We start from the raw sequence: 17,188 nt of genomic DNA, 5'->3' as shown, positions 1-17,188 counted from the left end.
CTCAGCGCCCTCCCGCGGCGCTCAGCCCGGCATCGAGCGCGGCGACGATGCGCGCGGCGTCCTCGGCGCTGATCACCAGGGGCGGCGAGATGATGACATTGGCGCCGGAGGTCCGCACCAGCACGCCGGCCTCATAGGCGACGTCCTGCACCTTCTGCACCACGTCCTTGGCGGCGGGCGTCTTCCTGGCGCGATCGCCGACCAGTTCGAGCGCCCACATCAGGCCGATGCCGCGCACGTCGCCGACGAGTTCGTGCCGGGCCTTGAGGCCTTCGAGCCCCTGGCCGAGTTCGACGCCCCGTGCGCCGGCATTGGCGGCCACGTTGAGCCGGCGGGTTTCCTTCAGCGTGGCAATCGCCGCCGCCGCGCCGATCGGGTGGCCGGAATAGGTGTAACCATGGCTGATGGTAGCCTTGCCCGCCTTGTCGCTCTCGAAGGCCTGCGCGATCGTCTCCGAGATCATCGCCACGCCGAAGGGGAAATAGCCGTTGGTGATTGCCTTGGCCGTCGACATCAGGTCGGGCTTGATGCCCCACAGGCGCGATCCCGTCCAGGCGCCGGTGCGGCCGAAGGCGGTGATCACCTCGTCGGCGATCAGCAGGATGCCGTGCCGGTCGCAGATCTCGCGCATCAGCGGCAGGAAGCTCTCATGCGGCACGATGATGCCGCCCGAGCCGAGCACCGGCTCCAGGATCAGGGCCGCGATGGTATCGGCGCCCTGGAAGGCGATTTCCTCTTCGAACAGCCGACCGATCGCCGCCGTGATCTCGGCGCCGTCCTCGGTGCCGAAGGGATTGCGATAGGGCCAGGGCGCCGGCAGGTGATAGACGCCCGGCAGCAAAGGCTCGTAGTTGCGGCGGAAATGCTGGTTGCCGTTGACGGAGGCGCCGCCGAAATGGGTGCCGTGGTAGCCCTTCTTCAGGGCGATGAACTTGGTGCGTTCAGGCTGGCCGTTGACCCGGTGATATTGCCGCGCCAGCCGCAGGCAGGTTTCCACCGAATCCGAGCCGCCGGAGGTGAAGAAGGCGCGGCTGAGACCGTCCTCCCTGAACCATTGCGCCAGTTCATAGGCGAGCTCGATCGAGGGTGCGTTGGTGGTGCCCCGGAACGTCGAGTAATAGGGTAACTCGTCGAGCTGGTCCTTGATCGCCTGTTTCACCGGATCGTTCGAATAGCCCAGATTGACGTTCCACAGGCCACCGACGCCGTCCAGCACCGTCTTGCCATGGATGTCGGTGATCTCGACGCCCCTGGCCGAGGTGATGATGCGCGGCGGATTGGCCTGCATGTCGGCCGGATGCGCCATCGGATGCCAGAGCTGGCGGGCATTGTTCTCGATCAGGAAATTGGTCTCACGCATCATTCTTCCTCTCAAAGGCCGAGCATGGCCAGGGCCTGGGCATAGCCCTGGGACGGCCGGGTGACGTCGAAATGGACAAAGGGCAGGTGCACCGCTCTGGCGCCCTCGATGTTCTTGAGCTGGTCGTCGACGAAGACGCAGCGCTCGCGCGGCAGGCCGAGCTCGGCCAGCACCTGTTCATAGGCGCGCGGATCGGGTTTCAGTATCCCGGTATGGGTGGCGTCGACGATCAAGTCGAAGCGGTCGATCAGCGGAAAGCGCCTGCGGAACTCGACGCCGTAGAACAGGTCGAGCTCGTTGGAGAGAATGGCGAGCTTCAATCCCGCCGCCTTGACCCGCAGGATGGCCTCGCGCGCCTCGGGCCGCAGCACCAATTCGGGTTCGGCGCCGCGGGCCCGACGCACGAAGGTCTGCATATCCGTCCAGTCCTCGCCGACCATCCGGCCGACTTCGCGGGCACGGGTGAGCCAGTAGTCCCGTTCGCTGATCTCGTGAGCCTGCATCGAGACCCAGAGCGGATCGGTTTCGGGAGCGAAGGGGCCGCGCCAGGTAAGCGTATCAGGCGCCAGGCCGAGCGTGCGCTCGGTGACGTCATGGGTCTCGAACAGGGTGCGGGTGACGACGCCGCCGAAATCGAGGATGAGGGCGCGATCGCCGGTCATGGCCGCCCCTCCGGCACGATGCCCTCGGCCACCCAGGCGTCGAAGAGTTCGAGCGCCTTTTGCGAGAAATGCGGCGTGTTGATATGGGCGCCGATCTCCCGGAACTCGACGTGAGCGGGGAGGGCTTTGCGGATTTCGTCGACGAAGGCCGCATGTCCCGCCGGATCGTGCAGCGGCTCGCCCGGCTTGTCCCATTCCTGCAATCCTTCGATCGGCAGCAGGAAGGCGGTCTTGCCGGTGGCCCGATCGAGCTTGGCGGCGACCACGCGCGCGATCTCGCGCCGGCCCTCGGGCGAGGCGGTCACCGAGCCGATCAGGCGGTTATGGGCGTGATAGGGGCGGTCAGCCAGGATCGGCGGCGGCGCGCGCCAGGACGGCAGGTCGACCATGTCGACGGCGCCCGGCGCAACGATCTGGGGGATGCCGGCGCGGCCGGCATTTTCCAGACGGTCCGGGCCGGAGGTGACGATGCTGCCGTAATGATGGTTGCTGACTTCCTGGATGCAGAAATCGAAGACCGCCGCGAAGCCGCCCTTCTCGGCAATCGCCTCGAAAGCGCGTCCGCCCATGCCGGTGGCATGGAACACCGCAACGTCATAGCCGCGCCGTTCCAGCTCCGGCTTGAGATGTTTCATATATTTGAGGCAGGTTGAACCGAGGGAAGTCATGCCGATCAGGGGGCGGGCGCTATCCGGCTTGCGGCTATGCCGGGCTGCACCCACTACGGCGCCGCAGGCTTGCGACAGCACGGCGCAGCAAATGCCGCTGAGGCCGTAGAGGCCGCCGGCCCACAAGATCATCATCAAGTCGGGCGCGATACGCTCGGGCGGAAGGAGGTGGGAATAGGCAATCGTCGAGACGATGAATTTGGGCACCCCCACCGGCAGGACGGCCGATACGTCGAGGGCGAGGTCGGTGCCCATCGAGCCGCCGAGGACGATGATGCCATCCACATTGCCGGCCTGGTAGAGGTCGAGGACGAGGGCTGCCGCGCCCTGGGCCATCAGGGCCATCGCGCTGTTCTCGTCGCCGCTGGCGATGATGGTATCGATGGAGGTTCCGGCGGCCGCGGCGACATCATGCCTCGAATGATCGGGGACATAGGATGGATCGCCCAGGATGCTCACATCAACCAGAGCTGGGCGTCCACCCGCCTCCCGGATGACGGAGGCCATGAACTGCAATTCGTCGGACTTGGTGTCACCCGTTCCGATCACGAGTATCTTGGGGGCCGATATCGGCGAACGCATCAGCCAGTCCTCCCAAGACGTGCATTCCCAGGACGTGCATTCCCAGGACGCGCATTTCCAAGATCCGCATTTCCTGGACGAGCATTGGTCTCCACGGGCCGTTTCAGGCCGTAATATTGTTCCGAAATGGCCTCGGCCGTGGCGACGGCCTCGATGCCCAGGGCTTGCAGGGCTGTCTTGCCGACACGCACCGTCGGGGCCGCCACGGCGATGCATCCGATCGGCTGGCCGCTGGGCGAGCGGATCGGGGCGGCAACGCTGACGACGCCGATCTCGAAGCCCTGATGGCCGATCGAGAAGCCCCTCGCTTTGGTCTCCCGAAGCAATTCGCCGATCTGCGCCGGGTCGGTGATCGTATGCTCGGTGAAGCGTTCCAGCGGCGAGGCCAAGGCGGCCTCGATCTCGCCCGCGGGGCGGAAGGCCAGGAAGGCGAGCCCGGAAGCGGTCGCGTGGAAGGGCAGGATGCCGCCGACATCGACGATGACCCGATGGGCTTTGGGTGAATCCTCGACATGGATGGTGGCGAGCCGGCCACCCGCGAATTCGGAAAGATGCACCGTCTCGGCCGAGGTCTCCGCCAGCGCCTTGATATGGGGCAGGGCGATGCTCAGGAACGGATAGCGGGCCTCGCGGATGCGGGCGAGGCGCACCGGCGCCGCCCCGATGCGGTATTTGCGGGTCACCGGGTCCTGCTCGACGAAGCCGTGCCTGGTGAGTTCCACCAGGAAGCGGCGGGTGGTGGCCTTGTCGAGGGCGCAGAGCCGGGCGATGTCGGTGAGCCCCGCCTCCTCCTCTAGGCGCGACACGGTATCCAGCAATGAAAGGGCCTTGCCGATCGTGCTCATTCTTCCTCCTCCGGGGTCGGTTCGTCTCGGCTTCCAGCGCACCGATAGCCTTGCGGGTTCTTCTGCCGCGACCCGAGATATTTAACATGCGAAATAACTTGACAGCTGCCGCGGTTCTTTGCAAGTCTATATTTGAAGTAACGGTTCAAATATTGAACCGAAGTTTGCGCACCAATACAGGCGATCAACAAGAATAAGGGGCAGCATCGCTCCCGCCGTTTCTGACAAGACGGCGGGCGGGCTTTCCCCACGCATGCCGGCGCCTTCAACCAGGGGAACCAACGCCCATGACCATCCAGGATTCGCGGCAAGACACGCGACCAGACACGCAGCAAGCCTCGCAAAGCCAATCATCCAACCAGCTCCGCAAGAACAGCCTCGGCGTGGGGGCGATCACCTTCCTGGTGGTCTCGGCCGCGGCACCCCTGACGGCGGTCGCCGGCGGCGTGCCTCTGTCCATGCTGCTGGGCAATGGCCCCGGTATCCCGCTGACCTTCGTGCTGGTCACCCTGATCCTGCTGCTCTTTGCCGTTGGCTATGTCGCCATGGCCCGCCATATCCGCAATGCCGGCGCCTTTTACGCCTATACCGCGCAGGGGCTCGGCGGCCTGATGGGGGGTGCTGCCGCCCTCATCGCCATCCTCGCCTACAACTGCATGCAGATCGGCGTATTCGGCATGTTCGGTGCCGCGACCAAGGGCTTCTTTGCCGAGCAGTTCGGCCTCGATTTGCCCTGGTGGGTGTGGACCTATGTCGGCATCGCCGCGGTGGCCATTTTCGGCTATCGCCGGGTCGACCTCTCGGCCAAGATCCTCACCGTGCTGGTCGCGCTCGAATATCTGGTCGTGCTGGTCATCGATGCGGCGATCTTCTTCAAGGGTGGTGATGCCGGCCTCACCTTGACACCCTTCACGCCGGCGGCGTTTCTGAGCGGCACGCCCGCTATCGGCATCCTGTTCTGCTTTGCCGCCTTCATCGGCTTCGAGGCGACGACGATCTACAGCGAGGAGGCTCGCGAACCGCACCGGACCGTGCCACGGGCGACCTATATCTCCGTGCTGCTCATCGGCATCTTCTACATGCTGACCTCGTGGCTGATGGTGAACGGTGCCGGTGTCGACAAGCTCGTACCGCAGCTGCAGGGCCTTGCCGATCCGACGACCTTCCTCTTCGGCCTTGCCGAGCGCTATGTCGGCCACTGGATCACCGTGGTGATGAGCCTTCTGTTCATCACCAGCCTGTTCGCGGGTGTGCTCGCCTTCCACAATGGCGTGGCGCGCTACATCTATGTCGCCGGCCGCGAGGGGCTTCTGCCGAGATCGGTCGGCGTGACGCATTCCCTGTTCCAGAGCCCCCATGTCGGCTCGATGATCCAGACCGTCATCGCCGCGCTGGTGGTCGCGCTCTTTGCCGCCACGGGGCAGGATCCGGTGCTGGCCCTGTTCTCCTGGCTCACCAATGTCGCGACCCTGGCGATCATCCTGCTGATGGCCTTCACGGCGCTGGCGATTGTCGCCTTCTTCACCCGCAATCCCGGGCTCGAGGGCAATGTGCTGGTGACCAAGATCCTGCCGGTGGTGACAGGCCTGATCTTGCTGGCGCTGGTCTATTTCATCGCGGTGAATTTCGGGGCACTCGCCGGTGCCAATGGCGTGCTTGCCGTGCTGTTGCCGGGCCTGGTTCCGATTGCCGGCATCATCGGCTTCCTGGCGGCCATCCGGCTGAAATCCACCGACGCGAAGGCCTTTGCCCGGCTGGGTGTCGGGCAGGAGGCGTAGGCTGAGGGTACGCGATCATTCCAATCTCGATGGTGGGCGTAGTGCCTGCCATCCCTGTCTGTGAGAATTGAGAAATGCAGGACCAGATCGACCGCCGCCGGCAGCTTGCCGTCGCTCCACAATCGCTGTTCATCGGCGGTAGCTGGAGCGAGCCGCTCGATGGTGCTGTCCTGGATGTCATCTCGCCGATCGACGGACGTACGCTGACCACGATTGCCGATGCCGGGGCAGGGGATGTCGACCGCGCGGTGCGCGCTGCCCGCCTTGCCTTCGAGAAAGGCTCCTGGTCGAAGGCCGCGCCATCGGCGCGCAAGAAAGTGCTGCTGCGCATCGCCGAGTTGATCGAGCGCGACGCCCTCGATCTCGCCGTGCTGGGCGTCCGCGACAACGGCACTGAAATCGCCATGGCCCTGAAGGCCGAGCCGGGCAGTGCCGCCGCGACCTTCCGCTATTACGCCGAGGCGATCGACAAGATCTATGGCGAGATCGCACCGACGGCCAGCGACGTGCTCGGGCTCGTCCATCGCGAGCCGGTCGGTGTCGTCGCCGCCATCGTTCCCTGGAATTTCCCGATGATGATCGGGGCCTGGAAGATCGCGCCGGCGCTGGCGGCCGGCAATTGCGTGGTGTTGAAGCCGGCGGAGGGGGCTTCGCTCAGCCTGCTTAAACTGGCCTCGCTTTGCGCCGAGGCCGGCCTGCCCGAAGGCGTGCTGAACGTCGTCACCGGAAAGGGCGCCGTCACGGGCGAGGCGCTTGGCCTGCACGGAGACATTGACGTGCTGGCCTTCACTGGTTCAGGCGGCGTCGGGCGCCGGCTGCTGGAATATTCGGCGCGCTCCAATTTGAAGCGCATCTATCTCGAACTTGGCGGCAAGTCGCCCAACATCGTATTCGCCGACGCGCCTGACCTCGATCGGGCGGCAAAGGTCTCGGCCCATGGCATCTTCCGCAATGCCGGCCAGGTCTGCGTCGCCGGTTCGAGGCTGCTGGTGCATCGTTCCATTCACGAGGCCTTTTCCGAAAAGCTCGCCACCATTGCCTCTACCATGCAGGTCGGCGATCCCCTGCAGCTTTCGACCGAGATCGGTGCCGTCTCCAGCGAGGCGCAGCTGAAGAAGGATCTGGCCTATGCCGAACAGGCCCTGGGCGAAGGGGCCCACCTCAGGACCGGCGGCCGGCAGATCCTGCAGGAGAGCGGCGGTTTCTACATGCAGCCGACCATCTTCGACGTCACGCAGGGGATGACGCTGGCCCGGGAAGAGGTCTTCGGCCCGATCCTGTCGATCATCCCCTTCGAGACCGAGGCCGAAGCTGTGGCCATCGCCAATGCCAGCGATTACGGCCTCGCTTCCGCCGTCTGGACCGCCGACCTCTCGCGCGCCCATCGCATGGTCCGCGCCATCCGGGCCGGCGTGGTGCATGTCAACACCTACGGTGGCGCCGACAACACCGTACCGCTCGGCGGCGTCAAGCAGTCCGGCAACGGGCATGACAAGTCGTTGCACGCCCTGGACAAATACAGCGATCTCAAGACCGCCTGGATCCAGCTTTGACGGGAGGCAGGTCCGGCGGTCAGTCTCCCCCAGTGGAATCAGGCAGCCCCCGTCACCGAGCCGGACCAGGCCCCGCTGAAACTCGGCTCGACCGGCCCTTTCAGTAGGACGCCTCCCGCACCGTTCCAGCGGACCGTGAACGTCCCTCCGTCGCATTCGACCTCAACGGAGGCCGCCAGCAGGCCGCGGCGCATGCCATTGACGGCCGCGCCGCATGCGCAGGATCCCGAGCCAAGCGGAATGCCGCCGCCGCGCTCCCAGATGCGCAGGCGGATGCGTGTCGGGCTGATGATCTCGACGAAATGCACGTTGGTTCCGGCAGGGAACAGCGGATGCGCCTCGATCCGCGGCCCGAGCCTCGCCACATCGATGGCTTCGACATCCTCGACGAAGAAGGTACAGTGCGGATTGCCCATGCTGCAGGCTGCGGGTTCGCCGGGCAGTGGTAGCTTCAGCGTATCCAGCGCCTCGGCGATCGGCACGTCCGGCCAGTCGATGAGCGGCGCGCCCATGTCGACGGATATCAGGCCGTTCGGTTCCCTCGTGCAGGCCAGCAGCCCGCGATTTGTCCTCAGAATCGTGGAGGCGGACTTGGTTTCTTCGAATATCATCCAGGCCACGCCGCGCGTAGCGCTGCCGCAGGCGTCGAGCGTCGAGCCATCCGGGTTCCAGAAGGTCAGGCGGGCTGCGGCGTCCTCGCAATCGGTCATGACCGCGAGCTGATTGAAGCCGATGCCGCGATTACGGTCTCCCAGACGCCTGGCGATATCGCGGTCGATGATATTTGCCTGGCCGCGCAGATCGACGATGACGAAGTCGTCGCCATTGGCATGCATTTTCTGGAAGTGGAGTGACATGGCTGGCTCGGGAGGCTGTTCGACGGGCTGTACAGAGTGCGCCGCGTCGCTGCCGAGATTGGGTCGATTCCAGGCGCCAGGCAACCGGGTCGACAGGTCTTCCAGCAATTGCCTGCGAAAGACAGAGCAAGAGGCCGCCTTTGCCGGAGCGACCTCTTCAAGCATGAAATACGACCAGGGCACACAATGCCGGGTGCCCGGCCACTTGGGACGAAACTATTGATTGATCTCGGGCTCGACCAGCCGCGCCAGGTTGCGCAGCGAGTCCTGCCAGCCGAGATAGCAGGCCTCGGGCGGGATGAGGTCGGGAATGCCAGCCTGTTCGATGTTGAGTTCAGTGCCGCAGGATACCTTCTTCAGCGCTACCGTCACCACGATCTCGCCTGCCAGGTTGGGGTCGTCGAACTTGTCCGTGTAGCGCAGCCGCTCGCCCGGCACGAGCTCGAGATATTCGCCGCCGAACGAATGGCTATGCCCTGTGGTGAAGTTGCGAAACGACATCTTGAACGTACCGCCGACGGTCGGCTCGGAATGATGCACCGTGCAGGTGAAGCCGTTCGGCGGCAGCCATTTTGCGAGGGCATCCGCTTCGAGGAAGGCCCGGTAGACCTTCTCTGGGCTGGTGGCGACAACGCGGTGCAGGCGGATGGTGCTGGGCATGGTCATTGTCCTCTTGACTGAGAGAGCGGGAAGTCATGGTCGAAGGCATTTGCCATGCTCCGAGGACGAACACCGTTCCGCCCGTCCGACAGAGGGGCGCAGATTTTTTTGGCTCCTGCCTCCATCAGCCAAAGCCTCGCGGGGATTCCATCGAGGAATGGTCCGGTCGAAGGGGGCCTTCACATTCCTCCGGAAGGCAGGCGTTCCGGCAAGCGGATCTGCCTGGCTTCACCGCCGCCGCTCCAGCTTTCCAGGTCGAGCTTCCACAGCGGCGGCAGTTTTGCGAAGGGAGGCGTGGTATGGGCGATCACGATCGCCGCGCGCCGGCTGTCGGAATCGACTTTCAAATTGATCGCCTTGACATGGGCCTTGATGGCGTCGAGCCCGATCTTGAGAATACCGGCGATTTCCTGGTTCGACTTGCCCTGGGCGATCCAGGATGCCACCTCGACCTGGCGCGGCGTCAGTGTGGGAAATGCCAATCGCAGCCGGTGGGCCGGCGTGAGCTTGGCCAGGGTGCGTTCCTGGGCCTGGCGGTAGCATCGCAGGATATGGGCGCGGAATGCCTGCAGCCGATCACGATCGTCATCGCTGAAGGCCGGCCGACCCACGATGCGATGGCCGACGATCGAAACGGCATAGCCTGAGTGTTCCATCACGATCCCGATCATCCGGCGGGCTCCGGACGGCAGGAACGCTTCCTTCGCGATCGGGAGTTCGATGAATTCCTCATCGCTGAAGAAGTCCGATTCGCGCAGGGCCTTATCGCCATAGAAGGACGGATCATGCTGCCAGAACGGATGAGAGTGCATATGCCGCGCGAAGGCCTGCATGGCGTTGGCCCGCCGGCCGGGATCGTCGCCGACGGATACCAGGGCGCGAAAGTCACGGCTGGGATGGTGAAATTCCGTGAAGCTTACCACTTCCGCATCGACCAGGCGGCCGATGGCGGCGAATAGTAGAGCGGGAAGCGTCTGCAGATCCGGCTCCGCTTCGTAAAGGCGAATGATCTCGGTATCGAGTTTGCTGTCCCTGTCCATGGGATCCTGCGGAAAAATCTGGGGTGCGATTTCAGTTTTTGCGTCGTTTCACCGATTGCAGAACCTACCTGCCGCAGTAACGCTCCACGATCGACACCCATATCAGCACAATCATACCCCTTCGGGTAATAGTCAGATGAAGATTTATTGTGAATGTTGCTGTTCTATCCACCGTGGCGCAGCGCGTTGGATTCGTCAGTGGCCGGCGTTGCCGTGATCGGTCCTGACCCTTCGATATTCTGTCGACGGCCGCCGGGGGCATTACGGTGACGACATGGGAAGGTGCGGCGGCCAGTTCCGCCGCAAAGCAGTCTGGCGGCCGGCGTGGCGGCTATTCCCGGACGAGGTTGAAAAGGCGCCGTCGATGGGCGCTGGCCACGGTTTCTCCTCTCGCAATGATGCTCGGTGTGACCAGCCTGGCGGCCCCCGCCTGGGCCGGAGCCTGTACGATCGATTCCACCGCCTGCGACGCCGCCGGCGGTGCAGGCTACGACCGCGGCGGCATCGGCGGGGCCGGCAATGGCGGTGGCGGCAATGGCACCGCCTTCGAGCCTGACGGCGCCACGGTGCAAATCCCCGGCACTCCTGGGGATACTGGCGAGGGCGGGACCGGAGGGGCAGGGGACGGCGCGGGAGGCACCGGCGGCGGGCGCCAGGTCATTGGTGGCGTGGTTGTGGCTACACCTGTCAAGGCCGACGACGGCCTGCCCGGATCGGATGGGTTCAATTTTTCATCCGGCGGCGGCGGCGGCGGCGGCAACTATATCAACGGAACGAATCTCAGCGTCACCGGCACCGGGGCTCTCCAGGGCGGCAATGGCGGCACAGGCGGTTCCGGAACGTCGGGCTCGGCAAGCAATGGCGGTGGCGGCGGCGGTGGTGGCGCGGGCGTGGTCTCCATTCAGCCGAATACCGTCATCGGCAGCCAGGGCCTGATCCAGGGAGGTAATGGCGGCAGTGGTGGTGGCGGCGGAAACCCGGGCGGCGGCGGTGGCGGTGGCGACGGGCTGCTGGTTTTCGGCAACGGTACGAACATCGCCAACCTGGGAACGATCGTCGGGGGCGTTGGCGGAAGCGGCACGGGCGGATCGATCGGAGGCAACAGTGGCGCCGGGGTCAACCTGGTCGGCAGCGGCGTCAACCTGATCAATTGGGCGGATATTGTCGGTGGGGCTGCCAATGGCGCCGAAGCCGGCATCGGTGTGATGACCAACGGCAACAGCACCATCCAAAATCATGGGAAGATCAGTGGCGGGCTCGAGGCCAATGGCCTGACCCATGGTGCCTCCATTCGCTTCGGCGGGACCGGCAATACGCTGAAACTGTGGTCCACCTCGATGCTGGTGGGCGACGTCCAGCTGATCACCAACGCTGCTGCGACAATAGCCGCACAGGAGGCCGGTGTGCCGGTGGTGAGCAATGCGATCACACTCGGCACCGGCTCCTCGGTGACGTTCGACACGACCGACGGCGATCTTTCGATTTCAGGCGTGATATCCGGCGCGGGGCAGGTCACGGCTACAGGCGGCGGCACGGTCGTGCTGTCAGGCGACAACAGCTATACGGGCGGCACCAGCATCTCTGCCGGGACATTGCAGCTCGGCGCCGGCGGCACCTCGGGCTCGATCGTGGGGAACGTGACGGACAACGGCCTATTGGTCGTCAATCGTTCTGACACCTCGACGCTGTCCGGTGTCGTCTCGGGTAGCGGGGCGCTCGTGCAGAGGGGCACCGGCACCACCATCCTGACCGGCGCGAATACCTATAGCGGCGGGACCACCATCGAGAAAGGCACGCTGGCCCTTGGCGCTGGAGGCAGCCTCGCGGTGAATGGCGATGTGTTCATCACCGGTGCGGGCGCCAGGTTCGATATCAGCGCTTCGGGCGGCAACCAGACCATCGGCGCCTTCGCCGGTGATGCGGGCACCACGATTATGCTCGGCTCGAACACATTGACCTCGAGCACTGCCTTCAACACGACCTATGGAGGGGCCATCACCGGTACCGGGGGGCTCGTGAAGCAGGGGGCGGGCACACTGACCCTGTCCGGGCAGAACACCTATGGCGGCGGCACCACCGTAGCCGGAGGTACCCTGGCCCTTACGGGCGCGGGCAGGCTGGCTGCCAATGGCGCCGTGACACTGTCGGGCCCTGGCGCGGCCTTTGATATCAGCCTTGGATCTGGTGATCAGGCCATCGGCGCGCTCGCAGGTGTCTCCGGCACCGCGGTATCCCTGGGTAGCAACTCCCTGATCCTGAACACCGCCACATCGGTCGATTTCGGCGGCGGGATCAACGGCCAGGGCGGCCTCGTCGTGCAGGGGGAGGGTATCCAGATCCTTACCGGTGCCAACACCTACACAGGCGGTACGACGATCGCCGTCGGCACGAGTCTCCAGCTCGGCAATGGCGGCACGGGTGGCTCGATCGTCGGGAATGTGGCGGTCAACGGCGCTCTCATTCTCAATCGATCCGACAACCTGACCTTGGATGGCACCCTGTCGGGCAGCGGCGGGATCCTGCAGCGCGGCCAGGGCACGACGCGGCTGACGGGCGACAGCAGCGCTTTCACAGGCCGCGCCAGTGTTGTCGGCGGCAATCTCGTGATCGCCGGCCAGCTCGGCGCGGCCACTTCAGTCACGGGCGGGACCCTCACCGTGGACGGCGTGCTCGGCGGTCGGGTCGATGTGTACGGCTCTGGTACGGTGACCGGCGGGGGCACGATCGAAGGCGATCTCGTTTTCTCCGGCGGCGTTCTGACGGGGGCGGCCGGCAAGACTCTGACCGTCGACGGCAATCTCGACCTCGCCTCCAGCACGAACGTCAATGTTGCCCTGGGTTCGGCCTCGGCGACACCGCTCTTCCAGGTCGGCGGCAACCTCACGCTCGACGGCACGCTCAACGTCACCGACCAGGGCGGCTTCGGCCCCGGCGTCTACACCTTCATCGGTTACGGCGGCAGCTTGACCGATAATGGACTGGAGATCGGCACGTTGCCGGTCGGTGTCGTCCCGGACAACCTGACCATCCAGACCTCGGTCGCCGGTCAGGTCAACCTCATCTCCACCGCCGGTATGGCGCTTGGTTTCTGGGACGGCGAGAATGCCGGCCAGCGCGACAATGGCGCCGTGGACGGTGGCGGCGGCGTCTGGCGCGCCGACGGGCGCAACTGGACCGACAAGGACGGCTCGATCAATGGCCCCTATCAGCCCAACCCGACCTTTGCGGTCTTCCAGGGCACGGCCGGCACTATCCGCGTCGACGCCAGCGCCGGCGCGATCGCATCCGCCGGCATGAATTTCGCCGTGGACGGCTATCGTATCGAGGGCGATGCCATCGCCCTCGCGGCGCCCCCGGGCGAGAGCATCATCCGCGTCGGCGACGGCAATCCGGCGAGTGCCATGACGGCGACCATCGCCTCCCAGCTCACCGGCTCCAACAAGCTGGTAAAGACCGATTATGGCCGACTGATCCTCGAGGCCGACAACAGCTACAGCGGCGGGACCCGGATCGAGGGCGGCACGCTGCAACTCGGCAATGGAGGCACCACCGGCTCGGTTCTCGGCGATATCGCCAATGACGGCCTGCTTGCCATCAATCGTTCCAACACCTTGACCTTGTCCGGCGTGATCTCCGGTTCGGGCGGGCTCTGGCAGGCCGGCAGCGGTACGACCATCCTGGCCGGCACCAACACCTACACGGGCGGCACCGAGATCGGAAACGGTACGCTGCAGATCTCGGCCGACGCCAATCTCGGCGCGACTTCCGGCGGCCTGATTTTCAACGGTGGCAAGCTGGCGACGACGCAGACCTTCGACATGGCTCGCGCCATCACGCTGGCGCAGGCCGGCGAGTTCAATGTCGGCGGCCACACCGTCCTGGGCCTGGCCGGTGCCGTCTCCGGGCCAGGCGACCTGCTCAAGACCGGAGGCGGGATCCTGCGCCTCGACAATGCCGGCAATGCCTATGGCAACACCCTGGTGCGCGAGGGCGGCCTGATCGGCAATGCCGCCTCGATCTCGGGCAATATCGGCAACGCGGGGATCGTCTTGTTCGACCAGGCCATTGATGCCAGCTTTGCCGGCGATATCGTCGGCCTCGATGGGGCTTCCGGTGTCATGGGTAAGCGTGGGACTGGCAGCCTCACCCTCACTGGCATTTCCAGTCTCGACTGGGGGATTGAGGCCGGCAACCTCACCAGCGCCGCCGAATGCTTCGGCGGCAGGGCGCAGATCGCCACCGGCGCATCCCTCACCTTCGACCAGGCGACGAATGCCTTCTATGGCGGCTCCCTCCTGGGGACCGGAAAATTCATCAAGGCCGGCTCGGGCACGCTCCTCTATGACGGCGACAGCTCGGCCTTCGCCGGGACGACGGACGTCACCGCCGGCGCGCTGATCGTCGGCTCTGACGCCGGCCATGCCAGTGCCGTGCTCGGCGGTTCGCTCAACGTCGAGGATGGCGCCTTGCTCGGCGGCCACGGTACTGTCGGTTCCGGCGTCGGTTCCGTCATCACCATCGCTTCCGGCGGCACGCTCGCGCCGGGCAACTCCATCGGTACCTTCACCGTCAACGGCAATCTCGTCTTCGACGCGGGCTCGCATCTTGCCGTGGAGGTCGATCCCGCCGGCACTGATGCCGATCTCGTCCATGTCACCGGCGATGCCACGCTGAAAGGGGGCTCCGTCGCCCATATCGGCGCTGACGGTGCCTACAAGCTGCGCTCAAGCTACACGATCCTGTCCGCCGACGGCACCTTGTCGGGCAGCTTCGACAGCGTCACGACCGATTTCGCCTTCCTGACCCCGGAGCTCGCCTATGACTATGGGGCGGGCACCGTCGATCTCAACCTCAAGCGCAATTTCATCGACTTCAGCAGCGTCGGCCAGACCCGCAACCAGCGGGCGACGGCCGGCGGCATCGAGAGCATCGGGCTGGCTGCAGGCCATCCGGTCTACGACGCGATCGCCCTCCTGCCCGACGACAAGGCGCTGATCCGCGCGGCTTTCGACCAGCTCTCCGGTGAGATCCATGCTTCCGCCAAGAGCGCGCTGATCGAGGACAGCCGCTTCATTCGCGATGCTGCCACCGGCCGTATCCGCGCCGCCTTCGGCGATGTCGGCGCTTCGTCCTTGCCAGTCACCGTCTATGGCGTGGGCGGTCCGCAGGCGGCTTCGCCCACCGCCGATCGGCTTGCCGTCTGGGGCCAGGGCTTCGGCGCCTGGGGCCGGATCGACAGCGACGGCAATGCCGCCAAGCTCTCGACCTCGACCCGCGGCTTCCTCGTCGGCGCCGACATGCCGGTTTTCGAGACCTGGCGCTTCGGTGTGCTCGCCGGCTACAGCCGCAGCGACTTCAAGGCCCGGGATCGTGCCTCTTCCGGCACCAGCGACAATTACCATTTTGGCCTCTATAGCGGCACGAGCTGGAGCGTGCCAGGCGGCCGGCTCGGCCTGCGCACTGGCCTTGCCTATAGCTGGCACGACATCGACACCAGCCGCTCGGTTATCATTCCCGGCCTCATCGACAGCCTGAAGGGCGATTATCGCGCCGGCACCTTCCAGGCCTTCGGCGATCTTGGTTATCGGGTGGATACATCCTATGCGTCGCTGGAGCCTTTCGCCAATCTCGCTTATGTCAGCCTCGACACGGGCTCCTTCACCGAGCAGGGCGGTGCGGCAGCGCTCCATGCCGACGGCCAGGCCACCGATACCTATTTCTCGACCCTCGGCTTGAGGGCCTCGACGAATGTCGATGTCGGTGGCACCACCGCCACGCTGCGCGGCTCGCTCGGTTGGCGCCACGCCTTCGGTACCACCACGCCGCTCTCGACCCAGGCCTTTTCCGTCGGCAACGCCTTCACTGTGGCGGCCGTGCCGATCGCCCGGGATGCAGCGGTGGTGGAAGCCGGCATCGACGTGGCGCTCTCGCGCACCGCAACCCTCGGTCTGTCCTATGACGGGCAGCTCGCCGCCTCAGCCCAGCAGCATGCCTTCAAGGCGAATTTCAACTGGAGGTTTTGACGTCCGGCGCCTGTCGATTGCCTCGCAAAGCTGATTTCCGGTATATTATTCACCAGCCCCGACAGTAATGACGGCTCATAGTCGGGTCGGGCGCGGCATCATCGCGGATCGAGGCTGGGGAACGTCATGGCGAGCTTCGTGCAGTTCCTGCAATATTCCGGTGTGTTTGCCGCTCAAAACTTCTTGGTGGTCCCGGAGGGCGGCTTCAACCTGGTCTGCCTGCGGGATGCCAAGGGCGTGCACCTGGCCTATGATCATGCCCGGCTGCAGGTCGACGACGTCAAGCTCGAGCAGGTCGAAAGTGTTGCCCAGGACTATATCGATGTGCGCTACGGTGCGCAGAAAAGCCAGGAGCGGGACGACCAGCTGCTACGCCTGCGCACCGCGCTCTATGGCACCATACGGCCGCAGGCCGGGGCACGCGCCCTCAAGGTCCAGGCCAGAGGGACCGGCATTCCCCCGCTCACCGGCACGCGCGGTGGCACGGTCATCAAGCTCGATGTCGCCATCATGCCGCGCAAGAGCTACTCGATCGCCTTCAAGTTCCTCAGGCATTTCGACCAGGCGGGCCAGGTTGTCAACGCCACGAAATTCAAGCCCGACGACGCGTCCTGGTTCCTCACCCGCCTGAACTGGATTTTCGGGGCCCAGACCAACATCTTCTTCACCCCGGCCGGCGCCGACTGGATCACGGTGGAAAAGGCCCTGGGGCCGAAGATCATGCGGGATGTCTTCCGCCAGGACATCGTGCCGCGCAAGCAGAGCGGCGCCGATCTCACCTGCTTTCTCGTCGGCGACTACGATGCCATGGCCAGCGAAGCGGCCGGGCAATTCCTGCCCGACGAGCAGGTCTGCGTGGTCGTCGACCAGGGAAATCCGGGGGTGTTCGATTATGGCGAGGCTTTCATCGGCGTGATGGCGCACGAAGTCGGCCACTTCCTGCACCATAAGCGCAATCTGGGCGGAAGCGGACACCACAACCGCGGCGGTATCCTGCTTTCCAGCGGCCTGGAAAGTCTGTCGCTGGACAGGCAGCTCGTCAGCGACCTCAACGCCTGGACTTAGAGCATCGCGCCGAAAAGTGGGTGCCGGTTTTCGGCAAAAGAGATGCGACAACAAGAACTTACAGCATCGAGTCTGATTCACAGATCAGGCTCGAT

The 17,188-nt window shown here is 65.1% G+C and carries 10 protein-coding genes and 1 pseudogene; 4 read left to right on the top strand and 7 right to left on the bottom strand.

Translation table 11 applies throughout. The features are described 5' to 3' along the window. Position 1: 1 nt before the first annotated feature. The 4 genes and pseudogenes from BA190_RS00055 to BA190_RS00040 form a co-directional block, all read right to left on the bottom strand. Entirely contained in the window at positions 2-1,360 is a 1,359-nt protein-coding gene (locus BA190_RS00055; RefSeq protein ID WP_068281868.1) for an aspartate aminotransferase family protein, read from the bottom strand. 11 nt (positions 1,361-1,371) lie between these two features. Continuing rightward, complete coding sequence (locus tag BA190_RS00050) at positions 1,372-2,022, bottom strand: HAD family hydrolase (protein ID WP_068281371.1); 651 nt, start codon at positions 2,020-2,022, stop codon at positions 1,372-1,374. Further along, on the bottom strand, positions 2,019-3,272 hold the full coding sequence (locus BA190_RS00045) for a Tm-1-like ATP-binding domain-containing protein (protein ID WP_068281370.1): 1,254 nt from the start codon (positions 3,270-3,272) through the stop codon (positions 2,019-2,021). Before BA190_RS00045 ends, BA190_RS00050 begins: the two co-directional genes overlap by 4 nt. Before the next feature lie 68 nt (positions 3,273-3,340). Beyond that, positions 3,341-4,117, bottom strand: a pseudogene (locus BA190_RS00040) (IclR family transcriptional regulator); the annotation flags it as partial. Between the two features lie 287 nt (positions 4,118-4,404). Between BA190_RS00040 and BA190_RS00035 the strand changes: the two are divergent. Then, positions 4,405-5,895 (top strand): APC family permease, encoded by a 1,491-nt coding sequence (locus tag BA190_RS00035; protein ID WP_068281369.1) that lies wholly within the window; start codon positions 4,405-4,407, stop codon positions 5,893-5,895. Between the two features lie 74 nt (positions 5,896-5,969). Then, entirely contained in the window at positions 5,970-7,448 is a 1,479-nt protein-coding gene (locus tag BA190_RS00030) for an aldehyde dehydrogenase (protein WP_068281368.1), read from the top strand. 38 nt (positions 7,449-7,486) lie between these two features. Here BA190_RS00030 and dapF read toward each other — a convergent pair whose 3' ends face one another. From dapF to BA190_RS00015, 3 genes are all read right to left on the bottom strand, one after another. Next, positions 7,487-8,470, bottom strand: a complete 984-nt coding sequence (gene dapF, locus BA190_RS00025) for a diaminopimelate epimerase (protein WP_245314455.1) — start codon at positions 8,468-8,470, stop codon at positions 7,487-7,489. Positions 8,471-8,521: 51 nt separating this feature from the next. Continuing rightward, entirely contained in the window at positions 8,522-8,965 is a 444-nt protein-coding gene (locus BA190_RS00020) for an SRPBCC family protein (RefSeq protein WP_068281866.1), read from the bottom strand. A gap of 179 nt (positions 8,966-9,144) precedes the next feature. After that, positions 9,145-10,005 carry a helix-turn-helix domain-containing protein gene (locus tag BA190_RS00015; RefSeq protein ID WP_068281366.1) on the bottom strand — a complete coding sequence of 287 codons (861 nt, stop codon included), beginning with the start codon at positions 10,003-10,005 and terminating at the stop codon, positions 9,145-9,147. Between the two features lie 407 nt (positions 10,006-10,412). Between BA190_RS00015 and BA190_RS00010 the strand changes: the two genes are divergently transcribed. Together BA190_RS00010 and BA190_RS00005 are read left to right on the top strand one after the other, a co-directional pair. Next, complete coding sequence (locus tag BA190_RS00010; RefSeq protein ID WP_305773769.1) at positions 10,413-16,028, top strand: autotransporter domain-containing protein; 5,616 nt, start codon at positions 10,413-10,415, stop codon at positions 16,026-16,028. Positions 16,029-16,154: 126 nt separating this feature from the next. Then, positions 16,155-17,093: a hypothetical protein gene (locus BA190_RS00005; RefSeq protein WP_068281364.1), complete on the top strand. Its 939-nt coding sequence runs from the start codon at positions 16,155-16,157 to the stop codon at positions 17,091-17,093. Positions 17,094-17,188 lie beyond the last annotated feature (95 nt).

It is taken from the genome of Labrys sp. WJW, from assembly GCF_001676615.1.
Classification (GTDB): Bacteria; Pseudomonadota; Alphaproteobacteria; order Rhizobiales; family Labraceae; genus Labrys; species Labrys sedimenti.
This window is presented reverse-complemented; position numbering and strand designations above follow the sequence as displayed.